Raw genomic sequence first — 15,703 nt, 5'->3', positions numbered from 1 at the left:
GCGACGGTCAGCACGTCCGGGTCCACGGTGGGGCCGCCGGCGGGGACCGTGACGGTGACCGAGTGCAGCAGGTTGACACGGTGCCGTACGCGCGACGGCAGTACCTGTTCGAGCTTGGCCAGTGCGCGTAGCGAGGTTTCCTCAATGCCGTTGACCGTGCCGCTGGCGGCGGTGCGCAGCCCGATGGCGACGGCCACGGCCTCCTCGTCGTCGAGCAGCAGCGGCGGGAGCTTCGTTCCGGCGCCGAGCCGGTAGCCGGCCGCGCCAGGGGTGGTGTGCACCGGGTAGCCGAGGTCGCGCAGTTTCTGGATGTCGCGGCGCACGGTCCGCACGTCGACCTCCAGGCGCTGCGCCAGGTCGGCGCCGGTCCAATCGCGCGGGGTTTGCAGCAGCGAGAGCAGGCGCAGCAGCCGGGCGGACGTTTCCAACATGTCCAGCAGCTTACTCAGCCCCTAGGGCAGAACCTGTCCTAGCATCGGAGAGACCCTGGAGGGCGAACCACGGTTGACCATTGCCACGGTCACCGTAGGCGGCCACGCGTAGGCCGCCAGTGCCCGCCCACGGACCGGCGGATCGTCAGGAGAACAGCTCTTCGATGGCCTCGGCGGTAGCGGCACGCCGGATCCACTCATCGAGCTGCGCCGGCTCGCTGCAAGCCAAAATGCGGCTTCGCGCCTCCTCAGAGATCGAGACGCCAGAGGGCCGCGGGAAAGGTTGAAGCGATCTTTCGAGTGAACACCGCCGAAGGCGCCGTACCTGCGAGGCGCCCTTGATCAACTGGAGGGGTTCAGGACACGCGCGCGCTGCTGAACGCCCAGGGTGCCGTACGGATAGTCGGCCACGATCGGCCGGCTGGCCTCGGTGAGCAGACCTGTCTCCTTCTCGGACAGGTGCAACTCGGCGGCGCCGAGGTTGTCGTCGAGCTGTTCGAGCGTGCGTGCGCCGAGGATCACCGACGTGACCGCGGGCCGGTCCGCGACCCAGGCCAGCGCCACCTGTGACATGGACACGCCACGCCCCTCGGCTACCTGCCGGACCGTGTCGATGACCTGCCAGGTGCGCTCCTGCGCGTTGCGCGGGGCATAGGCCTCCATTCCACGCTGCGGGTCCTCGCCGAGTCGAGTCGCGCCGGTCGGCACATGGTCTCGCGCGTACTTCCCGGACAACCAGCCACCGGCCAGCGGCGACCACGGCAGGATCCCGATGTTCTCGTTGCGGCACACATCCACCAGCTCGAACTCGATGTCGCGCACCAGCAGGTTGTACTGGGGCTGCAGCGTCACGATCGGCGCGAGCCCACGGAACTGCGTCAGCAGCGCCGCCTTCTGCAACTGCCAGCCAAGGAAGTTGCTGACGCCCGCGTATCGGATCTTGCCGGCGCGCACCGCGTCGTCGAAGAAGCCGAGCGTCTCCTCGATCGGGGTCAGCGGATCCCAGGCATGCGCCTGGTAGAGGTCGATGGTCTCGACCCCGAGCCGCCGCAGACTCGCTTCCAAAGCCCGGGACAGGTTGGTGCGGGTCAGGCCCGCGTCATTGGGTCCATCCCCCATCGGAAAACGACCCTTCGTCGCGATGACGAGCTGATCCCTCACCCCCCGCCGGGCAGCCAGCCAGCGACCGACGATCTCCTCCGACAGACCCCGGGAGTAGACATTGGCGGTGTCGATGAAGTTCCCCCCGCGCTCAACGAACCGGTCCAGCTGAGCATGGGACACCTCCTCGCTGCTCTCATTGCCGAAAGTCATCGTGCCCAGGCACTGCGCGGACACCACCGTGCCGGTGCTGCCCAAGGCGCGGTACTCCATCGGTCTGCCTCCCTCAACGAGATCCGACTCGGAGTCTGCTCGACCCGGGATTAATCTGTCCAACAGAAGAAACCGATCCGTTCGATCATCCAGAACGATGAATCGGTCAGCTCGAAGATCCCGTGATCACGGCCGACGACCTTCATTCCACCCGCAGGTCGGCCACCACCCCGCCAGCCGGTATCGACCGTACGCGGCCGCCTCGGCCTCACTCAGGAACTGCCGGCCGCCGCGGTCGCGGGTTCGGTGAACGGGGTGACCAGGGGAGCCGGCCGCTGGAGTTCTTCCAGATGGCTGGTGCTCAGCAGCGCGAGCTTCCTCTCGCCCGCCTCGGTGAGCGTGAGGCGCACGACCCGGCGATCCTGCCCTCGCCGCGGTTGCGGGCGACCAGGCCCAGTTGCTCCACCCGGTCGATCAGCTGAACGGTGCTGTGGTGCCGGGTGCACAGGTATGCGGCGAGTTCGCCGATGGTCGGTCCCCGCGAGTCGGCATGGCCCCGGACGGCCAGCAGGTCGCCGGTCTCACGTTCCTGACCGGACTCTACCTCGCGATCTCTCCTTGGGTCGTCGGGTTCAACCGCTTCCCGACCCTGACCGTGAACAACCTGATCGTCGGCCTCGCCCTGGCGTTGCTCGCGCTCGGGTTCGGCTCGGCCACGGCCGGACCACGGCATCGCCTGGGTCACCCCGGTGATCGGCGTATGGACGATCATCGCTGTCTGGGTGGTCAGCGGCCACGTCGCCACCACGGCGACGATCAACGTGGTGACCGGCGTCATCGCCCTGCTCCTCGGACTGGGCGCGACCTCCTTGGGCGGAGCCTGGGGCCGATAACCCTCGGCGCGATGCCCTTCACCGGCGGAAGCCGGGCCACCCGGCTTCCGCCACAAGCCCGGACCGTTGCCAGGTGAGACCATGAAAGCGCTCGTCATGTGGGGCGCGGGCAGCCTCGGCGCCGCACAGGTGGGAATGCTGCGCGCACTAAGCGACCACCACATCCAGGCCGACCTCGTCGTCGGCGCGTCGGTCGGAGCGCTCAACTCGGCCTACTACGCGACCCGCCCCGACGCCGAGGGCGTCGCGGAACTGGCCGAACTCTGGTTGTCGCTGGGCCGTCACGACGTCTACCCGCGCAACCTGGCCGACATGGCGCGGATCTGGGCCCGCTGTCTGCCCCGGCACCCGCTGCGCGGGGCGTTGCGGGCAGAGGGCGCGCTGAACTACGCCTTCCCGGTCAATCCGCTCACCATCGAGGCGGTGGTCACGGGCCATCGCGACCATCTGTTCGACAACCTGGCCCTGGCACGGTTCCTGGAGGACGCCCTGCCCATCGACCGGCTGGAGAGCACGAAGATCCCACTGACGGTGCTGGCGGCCGACGCGCGCAACAGCGGCCCGGTACTGCTGTCCGCCGGACCGGCGCTGCCCGCCCTGCTGGCCAGCATGGCGATCCCCGGTCTCTACCCGCTCGTGCGCCCGGAGTTCGGGCTGGCTCGATATCGTCACCCGGCTGGCCTCGCGCGTGGGCTGCCGAGGCAACCCGGTCACCGGCCACCTGGTGTGGGCGCTGTTCGCTGACGCCACGCCACGGTGGTGTCCATCATGACCGCCGGTGGGACGCCCCCGCTCGCCGATGCCCGGTCCCGGCTCGGGGCCCGGATGGTAGTGGCAGTGGTGTGAGCTGCGATTATGCTTGATCTAATATCGGTTTTCCCCTGATAGGGATATTGGACATCGCCTTCCCTAGCCTTTCATATTCAAAGGCACCCTTGAGAGGTCAAGCAAGTTTGGATCTTGGGATTCTAGCAGCTCTTCAAAAGCAGGCCATCCACGCTCTCGAATACATTGCACCTCTTCCGAGAATATCGGAATAAGCCAAACCATAATTGTTTCTGGCGTGGTGCCATGAAACACTTCAAATCGTCTCGGAAAATACACTGGAGAGCTGCAATAGAAAGCAGTGAAGTTATATCCCCTAAAGATCCGCCCATGAGGGTCGAGAACTTCACCTCTCAGAAGCGCTCGGCCTCGATGAACGACACTTTCGCCTATTGAGTTCATGAGTCCAGGGATTTCCGGCTGATCCCATGAACTTCCTATCCCGACCACCAGTTCTTGACGGCCAACCCGGTTCGAGCCCAAAGCAAGCTCGAACCGGTTCAAACCGAAGGTAACATAGGTGATTCGCTCACTCTCCCGGTCACAGAACTGGAGAACCTGGAAGTGTTCCGTGTCGATGTCCGATTTTCGCCAAGACTCCGAAAACGTACCTAGGCTTCGCTCAAAGTGAGCCAAGTATTCGTCAGCGCTATTATCGTTCACCTACGGCCTCTAGATCTGTTGCAGTGCGGGCACTCCAGACGTGTCCCGGCCGCATTACAAGCGTCTAGCACATCTTTTCCCCTGTTCGCCGTGGATCCACCTGAAGTTCATCAGAGACCTTACAAGGAGAGATCACGAAGATTCCCGGACCCTTGAGGTGCAGCGAGGGCGCACCGGTAGGCGGACGGGACAACCAGCGACTCGGTCTAGGTGAACGTGTTTCAATCCGCTTCACATCAATTCAATGTCATCGTCGGCCCAAGATGCTCCGGCCCCATACATAGGCTGGAGCCTGACCATCGATAGGATTGACTTTCGATGCGTCGAGAACTTGCGGAACGTCCGGCTGACCCAACTGCCATATCAGCGAAAGCTGATCCTCTTATGCCATCTCATTTAGGTAGCTGGCGCATCGGCACAAGCCTATGAATTCGGGCGGCCCGACGATCTCCAGACTCGATGTCTGCTGTCTGCACTTGATACATCCCAGCCTCCATTCGGATCTCCAAGAAGTCAGATTCGATCAACTCCACCCCTGGGGTCGCACTATCGAATAGCGTCTCCACATCTTGGAGTTCAACTATCGGCCCGTCCTCCCATACCGCCGAGGAAAACTCGGTATCTACCAGGCGGAGAAGCCAGTCCTCTGAATCCGCATACATCCACTGCACAAATGTCGCGCGTTCTGGGAGGTATGCAGTCCTGAGCGGCTCGTCCCATATAACGAGGGCCGTTTTCTTGGTTCCAATATCGCCAAAGCCAACAACACCCGTTACGCCATCCACTGCACAGGCGTGCTCATAGTCACCCCGATATCCTGTCCAGGAGGGGGCATCATTTATGGCGACGAGCACGAACGGCCCTCCCGCAGTTTCTATCCATCTCACGACATCACCACTGCGGCGCACCGTAGATTTGCTTCATTATCGGAGCAAGTCGCCGCACCCAAGCACCCTGCTTGGCACTACAGGATTTACATTGCGGAAAGAGGCGCCAGCGCACGCAGGCAGCGCAAAATAGCCACACCTTCCCAATGCCATCGAGCCACGACGAAAGGAACGTGTGGTACGCCCCCTCAGGTCATATGCGACAAATGCCCCACAGGGACCCAACGTTGAATCTGACGTACAAGTAGATCTTCGTCAAGGGTCTGATCCCAGAGAGTGCATGACCCGCGCATGACGGGCATCAGGGGGCTGCTTCGGAAGAAGACGTCCTTCCTCCGTCCGGCGTGACGCTATGTCCAGCCCTGTACGACTGAGTCGATGTCGGCGACCAGGCGCTTCCAGCTTGAAAGCTCTGAGACGGGTCCCAGGCGATCCAGTCGCGCCAAGAGTTGGCGTCGGTGGTGCGAGAATCGTTTGGCGGTCCGCTCGTGGCGACGTCCCGATGAGTCGGCCGCCACGAGCAGGCACTGCTGGAGCAGCTTTTTCGGATCGGCGACGCGCTCGACCTCATGATTCTTGGGGAGCTTCAGATCCTGTCGCCCACGAGGGTTTCCTGCAACCTCCCTGATGGCCATTTCGTCCAGGAGCAGCCATGCCTCGGTCATACGGATGGGAATCACCGGGACGAGAGACGAGAGCACGCCGAGCGAATCCACGGCTCTTTCTATTTCGCTTCGACGGGTCTCGTAACCCGCGTTATCGGAGTCTCGGTGAACCACCAGAAGGTCGACCGAATCGTGCAAGAGCCTCCTGCCCGCCTCCAACCGTGACTTCACATCTTTGGCCACGCCGCCGAGAGGCGCGAAATCCGGCTTGCTCAGGCGCACCGGCACACCTCGGTCAATGAACAGAGATTCGACCAGATCGGCCAGCGGGAGGTCGGAGGTTCCTTCGGAGACGAACAGACCAGTGAAAGCTCGCACACTCACCCAACCATGTCCAGGGGAAGACGCAATTGGGCACCAGCAGGTGCCACCAGGTAGGCGACTATATCGGCTTCCGAGAACGTCGGCTTACCCGGAAGCGACCTCCACGATCCTGCATAGGGAACGAGAGAGAGAGCAGACCTTACCGAACCATCCGAATCCCGCCACGGCCTTGCCTCGGCCAGCAGCAGATCAGCCGGATCACACAGTTGTACGACACCAGGAGCGTGCGTGTTGATGATGACCTGCCGGAACGGATTGACCGCGTCCGGTTCCTCCCTGGCATCGACAGCCAGATCGCGGACCAACTCGACCATCGCCGGAAGGTTTGCGGGATTGATCCCGTTCTCTGGCTCTTCCATACAGATGAGTCCAGTCACCGTGGGATCTTCGAGCAACACGCATAGCACAAGAAACCGCAACGTCCCCTCAGAGAGTGCTCTCGCCGGCAGGCGTAGCCCACCGCGTTCCTGCAGGAAAAGGGTGAACACCTCCCGTACGGGATCAGGCTCTACTCTGAGGCTTTCCACTCCAACACCCGAAAGATCCGACAAGCGGTCGGAGACGTGCGCATAAACCGAATCCTCATCCGGGATTCCGGCGTCTCTTCCACTCTCCGTCGCTATACGGAACAACGTGGCGGCCAGATGCCGACCGTCGGTCTCCAGGGAACGCGAGGATCCGAAGCTGTCCGGAGCGCGGAGAGCCGAAGGCTCCAAAGCCAGGCGCCGCCAGCTCTGCATCTCCCTGCGGGCGGCCAGAATGGTCGGGTAGTCGTTGGTGGCCACCGTGCTGAGAACGGTCCGACCGGCCCTCGCCGCAGGTCGCGGAAGCGGCCGTCCGAAGCTTCCGCCATCACCGTGAACGTTGATGATCGTTCCGCTGTCCCTCTGCTCGGTGGAGAGGAACGCGCCACCACGGCGCTCGTTCATGACCACGGCGTTTCTGAACCTCTTCACGCTGTGCGGGAAGCGAAGGTGTTTCGCCGCGGCACCTCTGTTGATATGCCGCAATTGCTCTCTGGCCAGGATCAACCGGCCGACGCTGCTCTCACCCTCAGGAGACGCGTATTCGAGGTCGACCTCATAGCGCAGGAACGTCGCGGTCGGGCGAGCGGAAGCCCCGAGATCATCCTCGACCTCCGTGGGCACGATCATCTCGGCGGCCAACGATATGTACCGCCTGTGGTCCCGATAGCCATCCCAGAAGAGGTCACGCGGGTCTCCACCACGCACTCCGGAAGCTCCACGGACGCGCTGCGACGCCTCGACGAGCGTGTCCGTCGCCAGGTACGACAGGAACTCGATCACGTCGAAGACGTTGGACTTACCGACGCCGTTGGCACCCGCGATGCACGTGAACGGCCCGAACTCCGCTTCGACGTCCAGCAGGTTCTTGAATCCCCGCACCTCTAGCCGGGTCAACATCAGATATCACCACAGATCAGTGCTACGAGGTCATGACCGGTCGGCTGAGGCCTCCTCTGTCCCTCCTCCCTTTGAACATCAAGGCAGCAGGCCGTTCAGCATCCCAAGACTACGGTCTTTGGGCCAGGTGGCATCGGTGGTGACCATCAGGCTCTACGTTGGCGCCGACGCTGTCGCGAGTCCAAGGCCGCGAAGTTTCTCGTCCAGGTCGCGTACGTAGGTGTTGGTGGCCCAGGGCTGGAGGTCTCGGCGTGCCGCACGGAGGCCGTGGACGAGGCGTGCGGAGCTGTGCCGGGTCGCGATGGTGGCGACGTCGCCCAGTTGGCGCGCAGCCTCCGCGATCTCACGCTTCCGGGTCAGGGCAGTCGCGTACTCCACGAGCACGAAGCCGCGTTGCCTCACCCAGTTTCCGTCGAGCGTCACGAGTGCCTTCTCTGCTGCCGTGAACGCTTCAGCCGTCCGCTTGAGCGTCACGAAGCAGTAGAGCGAGTGGCGTTGGACCCGAGCGGGCGTACACCAGTAGAGGTAAGCGGGGTCCATCTCACTGCGGGGTTTACCGGCGATGCTGTAAGCGTGATCAATAGCCCGCAGGCTGGCCCGTTCCTTCCCCGAATGGGAAAGCGCCCGTGCTGTGACCAATGCTGAAGCAGCATGCTGGAGCGGGCTGGCACTGCTCTTGACCCATCCCTGCGCGGCGAACGCGTGATCTAGCGCCCTGGAATGCTCGCCTTGGAAGCCGGCGACTTCAGCAAGAAGCCCATGCGTATGCGCAAGGAGAGTGGGATCTTCCAGTTGGTGCGCGACCTTGAGGCCGTCCTCGTATCTGGTGATGGCACCCGCATGGTCGAGTACGTCGTAGTGAAGCCACCCGCCCAGGTGTGACACCGCCCAGTAAGCCCAGAGGAGGCGCTCGCGTAGTGCAGGGGTGAGAGACTCCCCGCGTAGGAGGCGAGCGATCAAATCACGTTGAGCATCGGCGACGGGAAGCAGCCTGAGCGGGCCAAGCGATTCATCGAGTTGCCAGCAGTGGGCGATGAGCTTCCCGATGGCGGTGACGGCCTCAGCGTCGACACGGCTGGTTCCCTGGATCACCTGCGCGAGCCGTAGCTCCTCGTCGGGGGTGAGGTGGCGCAGCAGGCGAAGCGCGGGAACGCCGCCGAGGGTCAGGGCCAGTTCGAAGAGCAGTTCGCGTCGCTTCACGTCGGCCTCCTCGGCGGAGAGGGCGCGGAACAGGGCGGCGCAGTCACCGGGGCGTACCCAGGGCGTCGGGACGGAGGGCTTCACCGGCCAGGCTCCAGCGGTCGCATCCATGCTCGCATGGGAGATTTCGGGCATGGCACCGCTGAGGCGGATGCGCTGGCAGGGGTCGAGGTGGCGATGGTCGGCGGCATCGATCAGCTCTCGATCGCCGGAACTGTAGGTGCTGTAGGTCTGGTCGGTCACCAGGCGGCGTGCCGTGGTCTGGTAGATGCGGGCCAGCAGATCGAGCACGCGCGGCGAGGGGCGGCGTCTGCTCTCCGGCCACCCTTCCAGGTCGTACAGCCGCGCGGTGCGCATCGACGCCGTGCCCGCCGGGTCCAGATCGTTGAACGCCGCCACCACCTGGGCGGCGGTCAACCCATGGGCATAACGATGCAGGAGCAACGGGCTGTCACAAAGGTCCAGCGCCAAGACGTCGGCGATCTGCTCGTAGGTGAACCCCTTCGCGCGGAGGGCCTCACCACGCCTGCGGCAGGTGAGGAGGACACGATGCCCCTCCGTCATGATCAGCCCCCAAGGCTCTGTCCACCCGAACGCCAGTTCACCGATGGCGACGACACCACTTTACTCACGCTGGGTACAGATGTGATGCACGCATGGTGACGTTTCTTGAGGGCTGCGGCGTTATAGCGGAGCGGCCCGCGTGGTCGTTGGCAGCTCGTTCATGAGCGGATGGCCAGGTACGGCGCTCCACGGCGGGCGTGCTAGAGCCGGGCGTCGCGGGGGTGGGAGACGGATTCGGGCCGGGCGACAGTACTCCTCGGCGCGGGGTGGTCCCGCGATCACCGGCAAGGAGGTGGCCGCCATGGCCGATCCCGTCGTCGACATCCCGGCCTACCCACCGCGGCCAGGGCCGGGCGACTGCTTCGTGCCCACCGGGAAGATGGTGTGGCGCCGCGCTTTCACCGGGGTCGCCGAGGAAGCGCCCAAAGCCCGCGCGTTCGTGCGCTGCCTACTGGCCGGCACCCGCTGGGTGGATGACGCTGAGTTCGCCATCGCCGAACTCGTCAGCAACTCCCTGTTCCACAGCCGCTCGGGCAGGCCCGGCGGCTACTTCGTCGTCGAGCTCACCCGGCGGCCTCGTAGCGTGCGCGTCGGCGTGTACGACCTGGGCGGCGGCGGTGTACCCGATCTCAAGACTCCGGCCACGCCACCACGTACGCCCACGTGCAAGCCACCCGACGACCTCTCCGCCACGCGGCAAGGTACGGCGATTCACGACATCAGGGACGAGTGGGCGGGCGAGCCGAGGGAGCAGCGTACAGACGAGTTACTGGACCAGCTGCTCTGCGAGCACGGCCGTGGGCTCGACGCCGTGACCCGGCTGGCCTCACGCGTGGGCTGCCGAGGCAACCCGGTCACCGGCCACCTGGTGTGGGCGCTGTTCGTCGACGCCACGCCACGGCGGTGTCCATCATGACCGCTGGTGGAGCGCCCCCGCTCGGCGATGCCCGGTCCGGCTGGAGTGAAGGTGAGCCGCCTGTCGGCCAGACGGGATGGGGGCCGGGCGACCATCGCTACGAGGAAGCGACGCGAGCGGAACTGTCCAGGCTGCGGGCGGACTTTCCGCGCCTCGGCTTTCTGGTGATCGCGCACGGTTGGTACGCGATCGAGAGTCGCCATCGGATCCTGATGTCATCCGGCCCCGCCGAGTTGCGCCGGGCGCTCGCGCCTGCCCGTGAGGCGGCCGCGGAGGGAGGCGGGACGCGGCTGGCAGGGGTGTGAGCTGCGGTCATGCGTGATCGGATATCGGTTTTCCGCTGATAGAGATATTGGACATCAGCGGTTGGGATCTGCTTTGCTCCTTCATGAACTCAAGGGGGACATGGCATGCGACATGGGCTTATGCCCAAACGGGGTGAGGATCGGCCGGGGATCGCGTGGAAGATCGTGCGTCTGGTCACCGTGGGGACGGCGGCGGGTCTGCTGGTCGCCGGGATCGTGTTGCCGGCCGTCGGGGGTGCGGGCATCGGTCTCGTGTCGGCGGCCAACGAGGTGAACCTCAAGCCCGTGGACCTCATCGAGCCTCCGCCCGCGGAGGTCACGATCGTCCAGGACGTCAACGGCGACGAGATCGCGCGGTTCTACGAGGAGTATCGAGAGGTCGTCAAGCTCGACCAGGTGGCCGAGGTGATGAAGACGGCCATCATCTCGATCGAGGACTACCGCTTCTACGAGCACGGCGCGATCGACCTCGAAGGCACGATCCGCGCGCTGACCAAGAACCTGCAGGCGGGCGGGGTGAGCCAGGGCGGGTCGAGCATCACCCAGCAGTACGTCAAGCAGGTGCTGCTCAACTCCGCCACCACCGACGCGGACAAGAACAAGGCGCTGGAGACCAGCTACGCGCGCAAGCTCAACGAGCTGCGCTATGCGATGGCGGTGGAGCAGAAGTACTCCAAGGACCAGATCCTGGAGAAGTACCTCAACATCGCCTACTTCGGCGCGGGCGCCTACGGCGTCGAGGCGGCGGCCAAGCGGTTCTTCGGCGTGCAGGCGGACGCGCTCACGCTGCCGCAGGCGGCGACGCTGGCGGGCGCGGTGCAGGATCCGAACGCCACCGATCCCAACCTGGGCAAGAATCAGCGCGAGCGGCTGCTGAACCGGCGCAACGTCGTGCTGGACCGGATGGCAGAGCTGGGCAAGATCACCCCTGACCAGGCCGCGGCGGCGAAGGCCACCAAGCTCGGTTACAAGGGCACGAAGCTGCCCGGCGGCTGCGAGGCCAGCAAATATCCGTATTTCTGCATCTACGTCCGCAACGAGATCCTCAGCAACCCCGACTTCGGCAAGACCACCCAGGCCCGCGAGGCGTTCCTCAACCGCGGCGGCCTGACGATCAAGACGACGATCGATCCGGCGACGCAGGCGGCGGCGGACAAGGCGATCAAGAAATGGGTCTACCCCTCCGATGACCCGGCGGCGGCCGAGGCCCTGGTCCAGCCGGGCACCGGAGCGATCAAGGCGATGGCGGCGAGCCGGACCTACGGCCGGAGCAAGTCCAAGAACGAGATCTCCTACAACGTCGTCGCGGACGCCGCGCACGGCGGCGGCGTCGGCTTCCAGGCCGGCTCCACCTTCAAGACGTTCACGCTGCTCAACGCGCTCGAGAAGGGCATGAAGGTCGACGACGGCTTCGACGTCGGCGCGGGCTTCCGCGCCTCGGGCTACTCGGCGTTCAAGAACTGCAAGGGCGAGAACGTCGGCGACCCAGCCCACACCGTCACCAACGACGAGGGCACCCCCGGCTGGAAGACCCTGAAGACCGGCACCTGGGGCTCGGTCAACACGTTCTTCATGACGCTGGAGCAGCGGGTCGGGCTCTGCGACACGGTCAAGACCGCGAAGGCGCTGGGCATCCACCGTTCCGACGGGTCCAAGCTGCAGGAGTACGAGACGTTCACGCTCGGCATCAACGAGATGGATCCGGTGACCGTGGCCAACGCGTACGCCGCCATCGGCGCGCGCGGCAAGTACTGTGCCCCGATGGCGATCAGCCGGATCACCGACAGGGACGGCAAGGTCACCGACTTCACGCCCAAGTGCGGCCAGGCGCTCGACCCCGAGGTCGCCGACGCGGCGGCCGACGTGCTGTCCGGCGTGTTCACGCAGGGCACCATGCGGAGTGTCGGCGGCATCGGCCGCGACGCGGCGGGCAAGACCGGCACCACCGACAGCTACGCCAGCGCGTGGTTCGCCGGGTTCACCCCGGACCTGGCCGGCGCGGTCAGCATCGGCGACCCGCGCGGCTCGCAGGGCCACAAGCTGACCGGCGTCACGATCGGCGGCCGGTACTACGGCTCGGTGTTCGGCGCCAGCATCCCGGGGCCGATCTGGAAGGACACGATGCTGGCGGCGCTGAAGAACGTCGAGCCGACGTCGTTCACCCCGATCGACTCGGCGCGGTTCGGCGGCTGCGGCCAGAACTGCCGGCCCACGCCGACCCCGTCGAACACCGGGGACACGGGGAGCACCCAGGGCACCGGGAACCCCGGGGGCGCCAACACGGTCCCGGGTTCCGGTGGCGCCGGCGGTTAGACGCGGGGGGCACCCCGCGCCGAGGATCGGCGTCCAGCGCGGCCCGGGGCCGATGAGGCCGATGATCGTGCGGCGGACGAACCCCCTGGGAGGCGTTCGCATGACCCGTGCATGACGCAACGCAGGGTGGCGAGGTTGCCCCGAGCGGTCATAATGTCGCAAGAGCGACAAGGGGCGGCCAGCGTCCACCGGCTGAGGGTGCCCCTGGAAGAGGAGCGGGTCGATGACGATGCGGTTCGAGCACGAGTTCACGGTCCCCGTGCCGATCGAGCAGGCGTGGTCGGTGCTCCTCGATGTCGAGCGGGTCGCGCCCTGCCTGCCGGGCGCGACGCTCGACACCGTGGACGGCGACACCTTCACGGGGCGGATGAAGGTGAAGGTCGGGCCGATCACCGTGACCTACCGGGGCGAGGCGTCCTTCCAGTCGGTCGACAAGGACGCGCACACGCTCAGCATCAAGGCGTCGGGCAAGGAGGCGCGCGGCACCGGCACCGCCGGCGCGGTGGTCGACGCCGCGCTGGCCGGCGAGGGCGGGCAGACCCGGGTCAAGGTCGAGACGTCGTTCAACGTGACCGGCCGTCCCGCGCAGTTCGGACGCGGGGTGATGGCGGAGGTCGGGGCCAAGCTCATCGACCGGTTCGCCGCGAACCTGGCGGCGCTGCTGCGCGAGTCCCCCGAGGAGGTGCCGGCCGCCGCCCTCTCCGAGGAGGCCGCCCCGCCCGGGCCGGTCTCGGCGGGAGCCATCCCGCCGGAGGCCCCCACCGAAGAGGTCATCCCGGCTGAGCCTCTCGCGGAAGAGGCCGCCGGGGGGCCCGCCACCACGCCCTTCAACCAGCCCGAGGCCGCCCCCCACGGGGAGGAAGAGATCGCGGAGGTCGTACCGCTGGGAGAGGCGGCCGACAAGCACCCCGAGCCCGTGCAGGCCACGAGGGCACCCGAGACCACGCCCGGCTCGGAGGCCGCCGAGTCCACCCCGCCGGGCCAGCCCGGCCAGCCCGGCCAGGCGGGGCGGCACCTCACCGCCGTGCCCGACTCCTACGACGCTCTGTACGCCGAGGAGGCCGCGGGCCGCGAGGCGCACCCGGCCGGGACGGCCCGTACGTCCCGCACCGCGGAGGAGGAGGCGCTCGACCTGCTGGAGATCGCGGGTGTGCCGCTGCTCAAGCGCCTCGCCCCGGCGGTCGCCGGCCTCGCGGTCGTGGTCTTCCTGGCCTGGCTGGTACGGCGGATCCTCACGCGCCGGTAGACGCGGAGAATCGGTCAGGGGCGCTTGGTCTCCAGGTCGACGGTCTCCTCGATGGTCATCGGGCGGCTCCTGCGGAGGGTGGGGTCGAGCGGGCGCAGGTAGGTCTGCTGCACGCCGGGGACCTGGTCCTCGACGACGAAGGTGGCCCGCGTGTAGGCCTCCGAGCCGGCGACCTGCACCTGCGGCAGGACCTTGAAGTCGCTGGTCATGAGGTCGCGCTCGATCTTCGTCAGCACGTAGCCGCGCTGGTTGTTGTAGAACTTCAGGTGCGGGTTGATCGCCAGGAACGGGTGGGTGGCGGGGTCTGAGTCGGCGCCGTCGCCACCGGTGCTGATGGAGGTGGCGACCAGTTCCGCGCCGACCGACGGGCCGGTGGGGTCGTCGTAGTCGAGCTTGAGGTCGGCGGCCCAGTGCGCGTGCACGTCGCCGGTGAGGACGACCGGGTTGCGCACCTTGGCGTCCGCCCAGCCCTGGGTGATGCGCTGCCGGGAGGCGACGTAGCCGTCCCAGGCGTCCTGGCTGGTCACCTTGGCCGGCCCGGCGTTGTTGTCGCGCTGGGCGAAGAAGACCTGCTGGCCGATGATGTCCCACTGGGCGCGGGAGTTGCGGAAGCCGTTCAGCAGCCACGCCTCCTGCTCGGCGCCGGTGATGGAGCGGGCCGGGTCGATCGCGGCCGAGCAGTCGCGGTAGCCGTCGCCGCAGCCCTGGTCGTCGCGGTACTGCCGGGTGTCGAGCATGTGGAAGGTCGCCATGCGTCCCCAGCGGATCCGCCGGTAGAGCTGCATGTCGATGCCGCGCGGGATGGAGGTCCGGCGCAGCGGCATGTTCTCGTAGTAGGCGCGGAAGGCGGCCTCGCGGCGGGTCAGGAAGTTCGGCTGGGGCACCTCGGGCTTCTCGGGCACCTCGTCGGCCCAGTTGTTGTCCACCTCGTGGTCGTCCCAGACGACCAGCCAGGGCGCGGCGGCGTGCGCGGCCTGCAGGTCCGGGTCGGCCTTGTACTGGGCGTGCCGCTGGCGGTAGCCGGCCAGCGTCTCGGTCTCGGGGCCCTCGTGGTCGCGGACGTTGCCGCCGGGGATGGTGTAGGTGTCCTTCGTGTACTCGTACTGGTAGTCGCCGAGGTGCAGTATCAGGTCCGGGTGCTCCTCGGCCAGGCGCCGGTAGGAGGTGAAGTAGCCGTGCTCATACTGGGCGCAGGAGACGAACGCCATGGCGAGCGGCCCGCCGTAGGAGAGCAGGTGCGGCGCGGTCCTGGCCCGCCCGGGAGCCGAAAGGTAGGGGCCGACGCGGAAGCGGTACCAGTACTCGCGGTCGGAGAACAGCCCGTCCACCTCGACGTGCACGCTGTGTCCCCATTCGGGGGCGGCGGTCGCCACGCCTGACCGCACCACGCGACGGCATCTCTCGTCGGAGTACACCTGCCACAGCACGGGGAACGACCGCGAGGGCATGCCGCCCATGCCGTCCTCGGCGAGCGGCTCCTGGGCGAGGCGGGTCCAGATGACGAAGCCGCTGTGGTCGGGGTCGCCGGAGGCCACGCCGAGCGTGAACGGGTCGGTGCGCAGCCCCCGGCTCGCGAGGCTCTGCGCGGTCTCGGCGGCGGGATCGGGATCGGCGAGTGCGGCGGAGGCGGGGATGGTGGCGATCGCGCCCGCGGCGAGTCCGGTCACGAGGAAGGATCGTCGGTCGAGATGTGGCATGGGGGGGCTCCCGAGAGGATCAAGATGGGACTCCCC

General features: G+C 66.5%; 15 protein-coding genes. 6 read left to right on the top strand and 9 right to left on the bottom strand.

Annotation, left to right across the window (positions count from 1 at the left end; translation table 11 throughout):
- From MYF83_RS39395 to MYF83_RS44675, 3 genes are all read right to left on the bottom strand, one after another.
- On the bottom strand, positions 1–431 hold a 431-nt coding region (locus MYF83_RS39395; protein WP_248965917.1), incomplete at its 3' end, for a helix-turn-helix transcriptional regulator.
- Between the two features lie 342 nt (positions 432–773).
- Entirely contained in the window at positions 774–1,805 is a 1,032-nt protein-coding gene (locus MYF83_RS39390; protein WP_248965916.1) for an aldo/keto reductase, read from the bottom strand.
- Positions 1,806–2,017: 212 nt separating this feature from the next.
- Positions 2,018–2,155, bottom strand: a complete 138-nt coding sequence (locus MYF83_RS44675; protein ID WP_372500382.1) for a hypothetical protein — start codon at positions 2,153–2,155, stop codon at positions 2,018–2,020.
- 140 nt (positions 2,156–2,295) lie between these two features.
- Here MYF83_RS44675 and MYF83_RS44845 point away from each other — a divergent pair, with 140 nt between their 5' ends.
- Both MYF83_RS44845 and MYF83_RS39380 read left to right on the top strand, forming a co-directional pair.
- On the top strand, positions 2,296–2,715 hold the full coding sequence (locus MYF83_RS44845) for an SPW repeat protein (protein ID WP_443729310.1): 420 nt from the start codon (positions 2,296–2,298) through the stop codon (positions 2,713–2,715).
- A 4-nt stretch (positions 2,716–2,719) separates the two neighbouring features.
- Positions 2,720–3,382: a patatin-like phospholipase family protein gene (locus tag MYF83_RS39380; protein WP_248965914.1), complete on the top strand. Its 663-nt coding sequence runs from the start codon at positions 2,720–2,722 to the stop codon at positions 3,380–3,382.
- A 165-nt stretch (positions 3,383–3,547) separates the two neighbouring features.
- Here MYF83_RS39380 and MYF83_RS44660 read toward each other — a convergent pair whose 3' ends face one another.
- From MYF83_RS44660 to MYF83_RS39360, 5 genes are all read right to left on the bottom strand, one after another.
- Entirely contained in the window at positions 3,548–4,126 is a 579-nt protein-coding gene (locus tag MYF83_RS44660) for a suppressor of fused domain protein (protein ID WP_372500379.1), read from the bottom strand.
- Positions 4,127–4,518: 392 nt separating this feature from the next.
- Complete coding sequence (locus MYF83_RS39375) at positions 4,519–5,013, bottom strand: Imm21 family immunity protein (RefSeq protein ID WP_248965913.1); 495 nt, start codon at positions 5,011–5,013, stop codon at positions 4,519–4,521.
- Between the two features lie 350 nt (positions 5,014–5,363).
- Complete coding sequence (locus tag MYF83_RS39370) at positions 5,364–5,996, bottom strand: DUF4276 family protein (protein ID WP_248965912.1); 633 nt, start codon at positions 5,994–5,996, stop codon at positions 5,364–5,366.
- Positions 5,997–5,998: 2 nt separating this feature from the next.
- The gene (locus MYF83_RS39365; protein WP_248965911.1) at positions 5,999–7,426 is read right to left on the bottom strand and encodes an AAA family ATPase; all 1,428 of its coding nucleotides are present in this window, start codon (positions 7,424–7,426) and stop codon (positions 5,999–6,001) included.
- Positions 7,427–7,579: 153 nt separating this feature from the next.
- Positions 7,580–9,190, bottom strand: a complete 1,611-nt coding sequence (locus tag MYF83_RS39360; RefSeq protein ID WP_248965910.1) for an NsdA family TPR-like regulatory protein — start codon at positions 9,188–9,190, stop codon at positions 7,580–7,582.
- 301 nt (positions 9,191–9,491) lie between these two features.
- Between MYF83_RS39360 and MYF83_RS39355 the strand changes: the two genes are divergently transcribed.
- The 4 genes from MYF83_RS39355 (at position 9,492) to MYF83_RS39340 (ending at position 13,970) form a co-directional block, all read left to right on the top strand.
- Positions 9,492–10,106, top strand: a complete 615-nt coding sequence (locus MYF83_RS39355; RefSeq protein ID WP_248965909.1) for an ATP-binding protein — start codon at positions 9,492–9,494, stop codon at positions 10,104–10,106.
- Positions 10,103–10,411 carry a hypothetical protein gene (locus tag MYF83_RS39350; RefSeq protein ID WP_248965908.1) on the top strand — a complete coding sequence of 103 codons (309 nt, stop codon included), beginning with the start codon at positions 10,103–10,105 and terminating at the stop codon, positions 10,409–10,411. The genes MYF83_RS39355 and MYF83_RS39350 overlap by 4 nt, the downstream gene beginning before the upstream one ends.
- Positions 10,412–10,516: 105 nt before the next feature.
- Entirely contained in the window at positions 10,517–12,724 is a 2,208-nt protein-coding gene (locus MYF83_RS39345) for a transglycosylase domain-containing protein (protein WP_248965907.1), read from the top strand.
- Positions 12,725–12,947: 223 nt separating this feature from the next.
- Complete coding sequence (locus tag MYF83_RS39340; protein WP_248965906.1) at positions 12,948–13,970, top strand: SRPBCC family protein; 1,023 nt, start codon at positions 12,948–12,950, stop codon at positions 13,968–13,970.
- A 14-nt stretch (positions 13,971–13,984) separates the two neighbouring features.
- Here MYF83_RS39340 and MYF83_RS39335 read toward each other — a convergent pair whose 3' ends face one another.
- Positions 13,985–15,667, bottom strand: coding sequence for an alkaline phosphatase D family protein (locus MYF83_RS39335; RefSeq protein ID WP_248965905.1), 1,683 nt, complete (start codon positions 15,665–15,667; stop codon positions 13,985–13,987).
- Positions 15,668–15,703: the final 36 nt, after the last annotated feature.

This window comes from Sphaerisporangium perillae (assembly GCF_023276435.1).
Taxonomy (GTDB): domain Bacteria; phylum Actinomycetota; class Actinomycetes; order Streptosporangiales; family Streptosporangiaceae; genus Sphaerisporangium; species Sphaerisporangium perillae.
Note: the sequence above shows the minus strand (reverse complement) of the source record. Positions and strands in the feature narration are given on the sequence as shown.